The 12,219-nt window shown below is 58.8% G+C and carries 12 protein-coding genes and 1 pseudogene; 11 read left to right on the forward strand and 2 right to left on the reverse strand.

From position 1 onward, the window contains the following. Positions 1-16 precede the first annotated feature (16 nt). The 6 genes and pseudogenes from ABEV74_RS21175 to ABEV74_RS21200 all read left to right on the forward strand — a co-directional run. Positions 17-238 (forward strand): annotated as a pseudogene (locus ABEV74_RS21175) (DUF2975 domain-containing protein); the annotation flags it as partial. Between the two features lie 10 nt (positions 239-248). Further along, complete coding sequence (locus ABEV74_RS21180; RefSeq protein WP_062491488.1) at positions 249-464, forward strand: helix-turn-helix domain-containing protein; 216 nt, start codon at positions 249-251, stop codon at positions 462-464. Positions 465-546: 82 nt separating this feature from the next. Then, on the forward strand, positions 547-1,368 hold the full coding sequence (locus ABEV74_RS21185; protein WP_430149367.1) for a DUF817 domain-containing protein: 822 nt from the start codon (positions 547-549) through the stop codon (positions 1,366-1,368). Positions 1,369-1,636: 268 nt separating this feature from the next. Further along, a complete protein-coding gene (locus ABEV74_RS21190) occupies positions 1,637-3,391 on the forward strand; it encodes an ABC transporter ATP-binding protein (protein ID WP_430149387.1) in 1,755 nt (584 codons plus the stop codon). A gap of 34 nt (positions 3,392-3,425) precedes the next feature. After that, the gene (locus tag ABEV74_RS21195; RefSeq protein ID WP_062491492.1) at positions 3,426-4,100 is read left to right on the forward strand and encodes a response regulator transcription factor; all 675 of its coding nucleotides are present in this window, start codon (positions 3,426-3,428) and stop codon (positions 4,098-4,100) included. Continuing rightward, positions 4,097-5,233 (forward strand): sensor histidine kinase, encoded by a 1,137-nt coding sequence (locus ABEV74_RS21200; protein ID WP_430149370.1) that lies wholly within the window; start codon positions 4,097-4,099, stop codon positions 5,231-5,233. Before ABEV74_RS21195 ends, ABEV74_RS21200 begins: the two co-directional genes overlap by 4 nt. Before the next feature lie 270 nt (positions 5,234-5,503). On the opposite strand, the gene ABEV74_RS21205 is transcribed toward ABEV74_RS21200, so the two are convergent. Continuing rightward, positions 5,504-6,310, reverse strand: a complete 807-nt coding sequence (locus ABEV74_RS21205; RefSeq protein ID WP_430149373.1) for a hypothetical protein — start codon at positions 6,308-6,310, stop codon at positions 5,504-5,506. Then, positions 6,288-6,854 (reverse strand): RNA polymerase sigma factor, encoded by a 567-nt coding sequence (locus ABEV74_RS21210; RefSeq protein ID WP_430149376.1) that lies wholly within the window; start codon positions 6,852-6,854, stop codon positions 6,288-6,290. The genes ABEV74_RS21205 and ABEV74_RS21210 overlap by 23 nt, the downstream gene beginning before the upstream one ends. A 225-nt stretch (positions 6,855-7,079) precedes the next feature. Between ABEV74_RS21210 and ABEV74_RS21215 the strand changes: the two genes are divergently transcribed. The 5 genes from ABEV74_RS21215 (at position 7,080) to ABEV74_RS21235 (ending at position 12,000) form a co-directional block, all read left to right on the forward strand. Beyond that, positions 7,080-8,111 (forward strand): Gfo/Idh/MocA family protein, encoded by a 1,032-nt coding sequence (locus ABEV74_RS21215; protein ID WP_430149379.1) that lies wholly within the window; start codon positions 7,080-7,082, stop codon positions 8,109-8,111. A 113-nt stretch (positions 8,112-8,224) separates the two neighbouring features. Further along, entirely contained in the window at positions 8,225-8,977 is a 753-nt protein-coding gene (locus tag ABEV74_RS21220; protein WP_430149381.1) for a Cof-type HAD-IIB family hydrolase, read from the forward strand. 6 nt (positions 8,978-8,983) lie between these two features. Continuing rightward, the gene (locus ABEV74_RS21225) at positions 8,984-9,463 is read left to right on the forward strand and encodes a DUF456 domain-containing protein (RefSeq protein ID WP_201024073.1); all 480 of its coding nucleotides are present in this window, start codon (positions 8,984-8,986) and stop codon (positions 9,461-9,463) included. A 50-nt stretch (positions 9,464-9,513) separates the two neighbouring features. Next, entirely contained in the window at positions 9,514-10,239 is a 726-nt protein-coding gene (locus tag ABEV74_RS21230; protein ID WP_062491503.1) for a ThuA domain-containing protein, read from the forward strand. 114 nt (positions 10,240-10,353) lie between these two features. Further along, positions 10,354-12,000, forward strand: coding sequence for a putative polysaccharide biosynthesis protein (locus ABEV74_RS21235; RefSeq protein WP_430149384.1), 1,647 nt, complete (start codon positions 10,354-10,356; stop codon positions 11,998-12,000). Positions 12,001-12,219: the final 219 nt, after the last annotated feature.

Consider the following 12,219-nt stretch of genomic DNA (forward strand, 5'->3'; position numbering starts at 1 on the left):
TTAAATCACCGGACTTTTAAAGAAAATAAAATACTGTGCAATCACAATCAGCATCTTGTATGTGGCAGGCATGCCGCTCTTTTATCTCATGGCTGAAGCAGACGACGCCCCGGGTATCATCGTAATCGGATTGGTCATGATTTTTGCCTCCATGGTGATTGGCGTTTTTGCTGCTGTTCTCCAAAAGCTTTTAAAAGAGGCTATTGATATAAAATCAGAAAATGATTTGACGGTCTGAGGTGAATAACATGGCGATTATAATCCATATTGACGTGATGCTGGCGAAAAGGAAAATGAGCGTTACAGAACTTTCGGAGAGGATTGGAATTACGATGGCCAATCTTTCCATATTGAAAAATGGAAAGGCAAAAGCAATTCGATTATCAACTTTAGAGGCGATTTGTAAGGCTTTAGAATGTCAGCCTGGAGATATTCTAGAATATAAAAGTGACGAAGACACTTAAGGATTCTGAAGTGAGTCAAATTTATAAAAGGCGAGCTACTATATAACCGTTTCGTGTAATCCACTCAGAAGGTGAGAAGCTTATGCAAAGACGCTTATGGCATGCTCTGCAGCAGCTGGTACGCTTCGGCTGGCAGCAAGCGCTGTCCTGTGTATTTCCTGTGGTCATCTTTGCATCACTGGCTCTGACACAGCTCATTCCTCTTCCCTGGCTACCCCGATACGACTGGCTGCTGGTCATCTGCCTGGCCATGCAGGTATGGATGCTGCGCTCCGGTCTTGAAACACGCGACGAGCTGAAGGTTATCACCGTCTTCCACCTGATTGGCTTGGCTCTGGAACTGTTCAAGGTACACATGGGGTCCTGGTCGTACCCGGAAGAAGGCTGGACGAAGGTGAATGGAGTCCCCCTCTACAGCGGATTTATGTATGCCAGCGTGGCCAGCTACCTGTGCCAGGCCTGGCGGCGCCTGAAGGTAGACCTTGTTCGATGGCCTCCACTCTGGTTGGTTACCCCGCTTGCCGCTTCAATCTACCTGAATTTCTTCACCCATCATTATTGGGTCGACATTCGCTGGTGGCTTTCGGCCTTGGTGCTGATCGTATTTTGGCGAACCTGGGTTACCTATGAGGTCGGCCGTCATCGCTACCGGATGCCGCTTGTCCTCTCCTTCGCGCTGATCGGCTTCTTTATTTGGATTGCGGAGAACGTCGCCACCTTTTTTCGTGCGTGGGAATACCCGAATCAATCCGACACCTGGCGTCTCGTCCATGTAGGCAAGGTCAGCTCCTGGCTTCTGCTTGTCATCGTCAGCTTTCTGATCGTCGCCGCGTTGAAACAAGTCAAGGAGCAGCGAACAGAGATTGGAAAAGATAGCCGTAACTCCACTAGTCCGGAGTTTTAATATCAACCGAGTAAATTCTAAGCTATATGGATTGGGTAGCGGCCAATCATGTTCAAAGTGATCGTTAGCCGTTTTCCCTTTTTGAAAACAGAATTTCGGAGGGTGTATGAAGCTTGCCCTTATGCCCGGCTGGCTTATGTTCAGTCGGGCTTTTTTGTGTTCAACACGATCTGAATGGAAGCCCTTGTTTAACTTTGGTTTACATCCGGCCTGTATAGTAAACGGCGGAGAAAACAAGCGCCATGCAAGGGAAAGGTTGATTGACATGATGGAAGCATCGAATAAGCCGGGAAGCTGGCGCCGGCTTTGGAATCTCATTTTGCAGGCGGAGCCGCCGAAGCTGCTGCTCCTTACGGCATTGCTGCTGAGCGTTATGACGACGCTCGCGGGCCTGATTCTTCCGCTGTTTACGAAAAATCTGGTCGACGGTTTTTCCGCCGCGTCGCTCGATCGAAAGCAAATCGTCGCATTGGGAACGGTTTTTCTGGCTCAGGCGATTGCCGGAGGCTTGTCCGTCTACATGCTGAATCTTGGCGGCAACCGCGTCGTGGCGGCGATCCGGGAAAGGCTGTGGCGCAAAATGCTCGCGCTGCCCGTCGCTTACTTCGACCGGCATAAGACCGGGGAGACGATCAGCCGCATGACGAACGATACGGCCGTCGTGAAAGGGCTTGTCGCCGAGCATTTCGCCAGCTTCTGCACGGGCATTCTGTCCGTTGCGGGCGCGCTGGCGATTATGCTGACGATGGATTGGCGGATGACGGCGATTATGCTGCTCGTCTTTCCGGTAACGGCGCTCATGATGATGCCGGTCGGCAGAGCGATGTTTCGCATTTCCAAAGGGATGCAGGAGGAGACGGCCCGGTTCACGGCGGTGTTGAACCGCGTGCTGTCGGAAATCCGTCTCGTCAAGGCATCCGGCTCCGAGCCGGTCGAATACGTTCAGGGCGCCGACGGCATCGAGAAGCTGTTCCGGTTCGGGCGCCGGGAAGGGCGGGCGCAGGCGGTTCTTTCGCCGCTCGTCTCGTTCGTGATTTTATTGCTGCTCGTGACGATAATCGGCTACGGCGGGGCGCAGGTGTCGGCCGGCGCGATTACGGCGGGCGAATTGGTCGCGTTTATTTTATACTTGTTTCAGATCGTCATGCCGCTCACGCAAATAACGCATTTTTTCACGCAGCTTCAGAAGGCGAAAGGGGCGACGGAAAGTATTATTGAAATATTGGAATCCGAGGAAGAGGATCTGGAGAGCGGAGAACGGAACGTGCCGGAGGCCGGAACGATCGAGGTGGACCGCGTATCGTTCGCTTACAAGGCGAACGAACCGGTGTTGAAAAATGTCAGCTTTACGATCGAGCATGGCAAGAAGACGGCCATCGTCGGGCCGAGCGGCAGCGGCAAGACGACCTTATTTTCGCTGCTGGAGCGGTTCTATGCGCCGGACGAAGGCGCGATACGCTTCGGCGGACGCGGGATCGAGACGTATGCGCTGTCGGCGTGGCGGCGCAAGCTGGGCTATGTATCGCAGGAATGCCCGATTATAGCGGGGACGATCCGGGAAAATATAGGCTATGGCGTGGATCGGATCGTATCGGACCGGGAGCTGGAGGAGGCGGCGCGGTTGGCTTACGCGGACGAGTTCATCCGCCAGTTGCCGGAAGGGTACGATACCGAAGTCGGCGAACGGGGCATCAAGCTTTCGGGCGGCCAGCGGCAGCGGATCGCGATCGCAAGGGCGCTGCTGCGCAACCCGGATATTTTAATGCTTGACGAGGCGACTTCCAGTCTGGACAGCCGGTCGGAGGCCGTTGTCCAGCAGGCGTTATCGAATTTGATGGCGGGCAGAACCACGATTATTATCGCCCACCGGCTGGCCACGGTCGCAGATGCGGACCGGATCGTCTTTCTGGATAAAGGGCGCGTTACCGGCATCGGCACGCATGACGAGCTGTACCGCTCGCACGCGACGTACCGCGAGTTTGCCGACCGCCAATTGAAGCTGGACGATTCGGCCGCCAGTTAGACGCCGCGATACGGCGATGAAAGGAGCGATGGGAATGCCGGCCATTCTGGTTGCGGATGACGATGAACATATAAGGGAGCTTGTACGTATTTTTCTGCAAAGAGAAGGCTTTCGCGTGTTCGAGGCGGAGAACGGGAAGAAGGCGCTGGAACTGCTGGAGTCGGAGAAAATCGATCTGGCCGTGCTCGACGTCATGATGCCGGAGATGGACGGCTGGCAGCTGTGCGAAGAAATCCGCCGTTTCGGCGACTTCCCGGTGCTCATGCTGACGGCCAAAGGCGAGACCGCTCATAAAATTCGCGGCTTCGATCTCGGAGCCGACGACTATATGGTAAAGCCATTCGAGCCGGCGGAGCTGGTCGCGCGGACGAAGGCGCTGCTGAAGCGTTACCGGATTGCCGTATCGCAGACGGCCGCTGTCGGCGCGATCGTGCTGGACAGGCAAACCTGCGAAGTTGCGGTCGGCGGGCAGCGGGTGGCGATACCGCTCAAGGAATTCGAGGTGTTGTTCAAGCTGGCGGTTCATGCCGGTCGAACGGTGCCGCGCGAACGATTGATCGAGGACATCTGGGGAATCGATTTCGAAGGCAACGAGCGGACGCTCGACGTGCATATCAACCGGCTTCGCGACCGTTTGGCGGAATGGGACCCGTCCGTCAAAATTCGAACGGTGCGCGGGCTCGGTTACCGGCTGGAGGCTGGCCAATGAGAGCGAAATGGAAGATTGCCCTGGAGGAGAAGCTTTGGCTGCGGATCATCGCGATTGCCGTCGTTATGATCGGAGGCTGGACGCTGTACGTATCGGCAGCTTATGCGGCTGCGGCCGCCTTCTACCGGATGGCGGGCTTCCGGCCTTCCGGCTATTTGAACGTCGTGCTGACGAGCTTGCTCGGCTTAGGTCTGGTTTTGTTGACCGCCTTCATCTTCGGACGGCTGTCGAGGCCCAAGCAGGAAGCGTTCTGGAACAAAATAACCCAGGCGTTGGAGCGGATCGCCAGAGGCGATTTTAACGTCAGCCTGGAAGGATCCCGGGAGATGGGACCGCTGGGCCCGTTCGTGGACAGCATCAATACGATGGCGCAAAATCTGAAGCAGATGGAGGAGCTCAGGCAGGAATTCATATCGAATGTCTCTCATGAATTTCAGTCGCCGCTCACTTCGATCAGCGGCTTCGCGCAGGCGCTGCGGAGCGACCGGCTGACCGCCGAGGAAAAAAACCATTATTTATCCGTTATCGAGATGGAGTGCAAGCGGCTTTCGCGCCTCAGCGACAATCTGCTGAAGCTGACGTCGCTCGATTCGGAATATCATCCGTTTGAGCCACGGTCATACCGGCTTGACGCGCAATTGCGGCAGGTCGCGCTCGCCCTGGAGCCGCAGTGGCTGGCGCGTTCGCTGGAGATGGAAATCGACGTGCCCGCCATTGTGATCGAAGCGGACGAGGAACTGCTCAGCCAGGTGTGGTTCAATTTGCTGCACAATGCGGTGAAATTTACGACTGCCGGCGGCACGGTCAAAGCAAGCGCCGAAACGTCGGACGACGGCGCCGGCGTTACGGTGTTTATCGAAGATACCGGCATCGGAATTGCGGAGGCGGATCGGGAACGGATCTTCGAACGGTTTTACAAGGCGGACAAGGCGCGCAGCCGCGCGGCCGGCGGAAGCGGGCTCGGATTGTCGATCGTGCACGCCATCGTGGAGAAGCATCGGGGCTCGATCCGCGTCGAGAGCGAGCCGGGCCAAGGAACGCGGTTTGCGGTCACGCTGCCGCTCAAGGCCCGAACGGAACGCCCGGACGAAAGCGGGCAGGCGCGCGGGGAAGAAGACAGGCGTGTCAGATGACGTTCGCCACACGTATTTCCGGTCCGGATTCGCTTTTCGCCGATGAGTTCCAATGGAGTTAGCCCCGCCGCAAGCTTGAGATGCTTTGGCAGTCTGCCGAAGAGCGGATAACCGGCGAGCGCAGCAACATCCGCGGATATGGACCGCTCGCCGGAAGCCTGAACGCAGTGCCTGGGCCCGATACGTCACTTTGGCCGAAAAACGACAGACAATAGCGTAGCAGCCGTCCGGTCCTCTCCCGTCTGCGGACAGCTGCTCCTTTTTTGTTTCTTACTTCGCTTGATAGGATTCCGCCAGACGGATCATCCGCTCCTTGGAGATGTTGCCGTGGAACGACAACGAGACGACGTTCCGGTCTTTCGTCAATTTTTTCACTTCCAGCAAATTTTCCTTGCCGTCGTCGCTGGCGACGAATATGGCGAAATCGCCGCCGCTCAACTCCACCCGTTCCCATGGTCCGTCCCCATAGGTGAGCGACAGGGTCGTTTTGCCGTTCGCCGCATCCGTCATGTGGGTGTCCGATTGCTGCCTGGCGACAACCCAATCCTCTCCGTCCTCGTAAATATCGTAATACCCGCCGAGCCACCGTTCTTCGGACGATTTCACCCGGTAATCGGGGTCGATCGGCACGACGCCGTACGATTGCGTCAGCTTCAGACCAGCATCGGCGGGGGCCGGTTCGATCAAATCAAAGTCCGCAGCTTTCGCAAATTCGGCCGGCTCGAGCACTTTCCACGTATCGGCTCCGGCCGCCAGCGCTTGCTCCAATTGCTCGACAAGCGGGGTGTCCCCCGAATGGTACCGGTTCTCTCCGTCGTTTTGAATGCTGATCCCGATCCCCTCCCAGCTGAAATCGAGCAGCCCGCTGGCGCTTGCCGAGACGACGCCGAACGCAAGGGCCGCGGCGACGGCGGCCGGCAGCAGCTTGCGGCCGGCGGTATGCCGGGTGCGGGATTGGCGCCCGGAGTCATGCCGGCGAATCCGTTCCATCACCCGTTCGGTAACGTCGATCGCTTCCCCTTCCGAACGTTCGAAAACATGGCGCAATTTTCGTTCAACATTCATATCCCCGTTCATGATAAACAACCTCCCGGACTTTTGAATAATTTTGCTGCAGCTTCGCTTTTGCCCGTTCGTAGCGTTTGCGCGCGGCTGCCGGACGAATGCCCGCCACTCGGGCGATCTCCTCGAAAGGCATATCGGCGAGCACCCGCAGCACGACGATTTCCCGCTCCGCCGGCGACAATCGCCCGAGCCAGTCCAGCCGGACGCCGGCGGAATCGGCGAATGCCTGCTCCGCGCTTTTCTCCGTCCCGCCGCTCATGGCGCTGAGCATCGACATCAGCCGCTCCCGCCGCCCCTTCTTTCGGAGCAGCGTGGCGCAGTGAGTGGCGGCGATTTTGTAGAGCCAGGACATGGCGTTCCCGCCGCGGTACGAGCCCAGGTGGCGGTACGCTTTGAACAGAATGTCCTGTACGGCGTCCTCGGCTTCCTGATTGTCCATCAGGACGAAGCGGCAATAGCGGTACAGCTTCTGCTGGGTCATCCGGATGACCGGCTCGAACGCCTCCGGGTCCCCCGCTTTCGCCCGTTCGATCCATTCCTCGATCCCGATGGCCATCACCTCCCCGTTTCCATTATTATCCGTCAAAAATAACGGATTCGGTATATAAGACTTCGGCACAGCGCGGTATTGTGACATCCGGGCTGTCCGGCCCGGACAAAATATAATAATAAATAAGCAACTTCGGCTACGGTGCGAAAGCGATTTTCGGCTTATAATGGGGTCAGCCATCTATTCGATCAAACCTGCGCGCAAACGCGGCGGGAGAGGAAGGGATCAGCAATGGCAAACTGGAAAATCATCGTCGCCGGATGCGGCGGCATGGCCAATCAATGGGTCGGCTATGCGGCCGAACGGACCGGCGCCGAAATTGCGGGGCTTGTGGACATCCGCGAGCAAGCCGCCCGGGAGATGGCGTCGCGCCACGGGCTGGACGTGCCGGTGTTCACCGATTTGGCGGAGGCGATCCGGCAGACGAAACCGGACATCGTGTTCGACATTACGATTCCGGACAGCCATTACGACGTTTGCATGACGGCGCTTAAGGCCGGCTGCCATGTGTTCGGCGAGAAGCCGCTGGCGGCCAACTTGCGCGACGCCCGGACGATGGTCGCGGCGGCGAAGGAGAGCGGGCTGGCGTTTAACGTCATGCAGAACCGCCGGTACTTGCGTTCGATCCGGGCGTATCGCGAACTGATCGCGTCGGGCGCGATCGGAAAGCCGGGACTGATCGCCGCCGACTTCTTCGTCGGCCCGCGATTCGGCGGATTTCGTGACGAAATGGAGAGCCCGCTGCTGCTCGATATGGCGATCCACACGTTCGATCAGGCCCGGTTCATCAGCGGGGCCGATCCGGTGGCGGTGTACTGCCACGAGTTCAATCCGCCCGGCTCCTGGTACAAAGGGAACGCATCGGCGCTCTGCATCTTTGAAATGTCCGACGGTTCGGTGTTCGACTACCGCGGCTCCTGGTGCGCGCAAGGCGCTCCGACCTCCTGGGAAGCAAGCTGGCGCGTTGCAGGCAGCGAAGGAACCGCGATATGGGACGGCCATGAGCAAGTGTTTGCCGAGCGGGTGCGTCCGAACGCGGACGGCTTCATCCGCGAGACGGAACGGATCGAAGCCGCCATCGACTGGAAAGGCCGCGAAGGGCATGCCGGCTGTCTCGACGAGATGTTCGCGGCGCTCGAGGAAGGCCGTCCGGCGGAAACCGACTGCGCGGACAATCTGCAAAGCATCGCGATGGTGTTCGGCGCGCTGGAAAGCGCCCGCACCGGCCGCAAAGTGCATATCGAGGAGCTGCTGCAACGGTAAATCCGCGGTCTTTGGCGGCAACGTTCCGTCCGAAGGACAAAACTTCCAACCAGGCGTTTGGAATCCGCCGCAAATGTGCTAAAATGGCCATATTGGTATATTAGGAGGCGGACATGGGAGATTATAGACTCGTCGCTCTGGACATGGATGGAACGTTGTTGAACGATCGAATCGAGATCAGCAAGGAAAACGAGAAGGCGATCCACGACGCGCTGGACGCCGGCGTTATCGTATGCTTCTCGACCGGCCGGGGGGTGCAGAACGTGCTGCCGTTTGCGGCGCAGCTTCAGCTCGACACGCCGATGATTACCGTCAACGGCGGCGAAGTATGGCGCAAGCCGCATGTGCTGCACCGGCGTTCGACGCTCAATCCGGCCGATATCGAAAGAATGCACCGCATCGCGCTCGAGCATCCGGAAGTCTGGTACTGGGCCTATTCCGTCGAAGGTTTGTACAACAAAGAAAAATGGTTCGATCCCGAGGAGGGCTACGATTCGCGCCATTGGCTCAAATTCGGTTATCACACCGAGCATGAGCCTACGCTGACGCGGATTCGCGAGGAACTGGCCGGGTGGGGCTCCCTGGAAATTACGAACTCCTCCCCCTTGAATCTGGAGATCAATCCGAAGGGCGTCACCAAAGCTTCCGGCCTGCGCGAGTTATGCGCCTTGCTCGGGTTCGACATGTCGCAGGTCGTCGCCGTCGGCGACAGCCTGAACGACATCGCGGCCATTCGCGAGGCCGGACTCGGCGTGGCCATGGGCAATGCCCAGGAAGCGGTCAAGGCGGCCGCGGACGTCGTTACGTTGACGAATGAAGAGGACGGCGTGGCGCATGTGATTCGCGAATACGTGCTCAAAGGGTGACGGCTCGTGGAAATCGCGGCATGGATCATTGTCGTTCTGCTGTTTGCGATCGGGATGGCGGGCGCGATTTACCCGGTTTTGCCCGGAGCGTTGGCGATTTACGCCGCTTTCTTCGTATACGGCTTCATGGTGTCGTTCGAGCCGTTCGGCTTCTGGTTCTGGGCGATCCAGACCGTTATTCTGGCGGTGCTCTTTATCGCCGACTACGCGGTCAGCGCCTGGGGAGTCAAGAAGTACGGCGGATCCCGGGCCTCGGTCGTCGGCAGCACGATCGGTGTGCTGATCGGCCCGTTCGTCATTCCGGCGTTCGGCCTGCTCATCGGTCCGTTTCTCGGCGCCGTCATCGGCGAACTGATCGCCGGCAGCGACCTGAACAAGTCGGCCAAGGTCGGCTTCGGTTCGGTCGTCGGCCTGTTCTCCGGCGTCGTCGTCAAAATTGTGCTGCAGCTTGTCATGATCGTTGCGTTCCTCATTTGGGTGTTTTAATGTAATGGTTGGCTGGTAACCGAATCAATGCGCAAAGGAGCAAAATAACTATGATCAGAGTGACCGTATGGAACGAATTTCTGCATGAGAAGGCTCACGAAGAGGTAACGAAAGTATATCCGAACGGCATTCACCAAGCGATCGCCGATGGGATCGCGAACGAGAGCTTCGAGGTGGCCACGGCGACGCTGGACGAGCCGGAGCACGGGCTGACCGAAGAGCGGCTGAACGCGACCGATGTGCTCATCTGGTGGGGACATATCGGTCATGACAAGGTCGACGACGCGATTGTCGAGCGGGTTCACCAGCGCGTGTTGGAAGGGATGGGGCTGATCGTGCTTCATTCCGGGCATTTTTCGAAAATTTTCAAAAAGCTGATGGGCACCGGCTGCGACCTGAAATGGCGCGAGGCGAACGAGAAGGAGCGGATCTGGACGGTCAATCCGGCTCATCCGATCGCCGCGGGCTTGCCGGAATATTTCGAGCTGCCGCGGGAAGAAATGTACGGCGAGCATTTCGACATTCCGGCGCCGGACGAGCTTGTCTTCATCAGCTGGTTCGAGGGCGGCGAAGTGTTCCGCTCCGGTTGCACGTTCTATCGCGGCCAGGGCAAAATCTTCTACTTCCGGCCGGGACATGAAACGTTCCCGACCTATTACGACGCGAACGTGCTGCGGGTAATCAGCAACGCCGTCCGCTGGGCGGCTCCTTCGGGGGCGGCGAAGCCGGTTCGCGGCCATCACCAGCCGCTCGAGGAGATTAAGGCGAAAGCATAAAGACTTGGGCCGACAGGGGGCCGGCGCCGCAAACGGTGCCGGCCCCCTCGGGCGCATAATCGCCCCTGCGACCGAAGGACGGCGGAAAAATGGGGAGACAGGGTTGTTGAACGAATGGTAAAAAAGGATTCGCTAATCAGAGGAACGATCATACTGGCCGCCGCCGCGCTGACCGCCCGCTTCCTCGGCGTCTTCCAGCGCGTGCCGCTGGACTACATGATGGGCGATGCGGGCAACAGCTACTTTAGCGTGGCAAACAGCGTCTATCTGTGGCTCTTGACGATTGCGACGGCCGGCATTCCGAGCGCCGTCAGCAAGATGGTGTCCGAGCGGTACGCGCTCGGCCGGCCGGACGAGGCGCAGCGCATTTACCGGGCGGCGCTGCTGTTCGGGGCGTCTGCAGGCATTCTGATGTCCACGCTGTTGTACGCATTTGCTCCGTTTTTCAGCGAAGTGATCGCCAAAGTTCCCGGGGCTGACGCGGCGGTGCGGGCGATCGCCCCGGCGCTCTTGCTGTTCCCGGTCATCGCGATGATGCGCGGTTATTTCCAGGGCCGTCAGATCATGTCGGCCGGCGGCATCTCGCAAATCATCGAGCAAGTGATGCGCGTGGTCGTCGGCGTCGGGCTGGCGCTCGTCGTGCTGAACCTCGGCTGGGGCGACCGCTGGGTGGCGGCGGCAGCGACGTTCGGCAGCGTCTTCGGCAGCATCGGCGCGTTTTTCGTCATGGTCTGGTATGCGCTGAAGCTCCGGCGCCAGGATGCGGCCGATCCGCCGCTCCGGCGTACGCGGCCCGGCGGCAAGCCGCTCAGGTTGTCTGCGATCTATCGGGAAATCTTCCGCATATCGGTGCCGGTCGTCGTCACGGCGATGACGGTGCAGCTGCTGTATATGATCGATACGTCGCTGTTCATCCGGCTGACCGGCTCGTTCTATACGCCGGCCGAAGCCCAAAGCGCCCTGGGCTGGCTCGGCTTCCGGGCGCAGACGATCGCAGGCATCCCGCCGATTCTGGCGATCGCGCTCAGCCAGTCGATCATCCCGGTGCTGTCGGCCGCTTATTCGACCGGCCGGATGGCCGAAGTGCAGCGCCAGACGTCGCTCGTCATGCGGATCGTCGTCTTTACCGGCGTTCCGGCAGCCCTCGTGCTGACGGTTGCGGCGCATTCCGTTACCGGCCTGCTGTTCGACGGCCCGGGCGGCAGCGGTCTCGTCGCGGCGCTGACGGCCGGGACGATCTTCCAGATTACGATGATGACGACCAACTCGATTCTGTTCGGCATGAGCAAGCCGTATCATCCGATGGTCTACACGTTCGTCGGCATCGCCGTTAAAATCATCGCCAGCCTTGCCCTTGCGCCGCTGCTGGGCGCTTACGGCCTCGTACTGGCGTCGACGCTTTGCTTCCTGACGATTACGTATTTGAATTTGCGCATGATCCGCCGCGAAGTGGAACTGAAGGTGCTCGGCAGCCGCTGGGGCGCCTACCTGGCGACGATCGCCGTCTCCGCGCTTGCCGGATGGGGAATGGACGATCTGGTGCGCAGCCTGCTCGTCTCCTGGCCGGACAAGCTGGCTTTCTTCGCCGGCTGCGCCGCAACCGGCGTGACGGTCGGGGGGCTTTATCTGGTGCTGCTCATCCGGCTTGGAGTCGTCACGGCTGGCGAGACCGGCGGCTTCCCGGGACCGCTGCGCAAGCTGTTCTCGGCGCTGATCCGGCGAATCGGGCCGAAAGAGCAGCGCCGTCGATTAGGCAATTAGTCCCAAATTTTTGTTCCATATTTATCCTCTCCATGGTAGAATAAGCATGGTCTTATTTCACCGGGAGAGGAGTTTTTTATGGGAAAATCTAAAGGATTGCGGCGTGTCGGTTTTGTGCTGCTGGCGCTGGCGTTGTTCGTAGCCGCCGGCTGCCAGGCGGTCGGAGGCCTCGATTTTAACGAGACGATCAAACGTTCATTGAACATGAAATCGGAAAGT

Origin of the sequence: Paenibacillus cisolokensis (genome assembly GCF_050481165.1) — a bacterium.
GTDB classification, from domain to species: domain Bacteria; phylum Bacillota; class Bacilli; order Paenibacillales; family Paenibacillaceae; genus Paenibacillus_AH; species Paenibacillus_AH cisolokensis.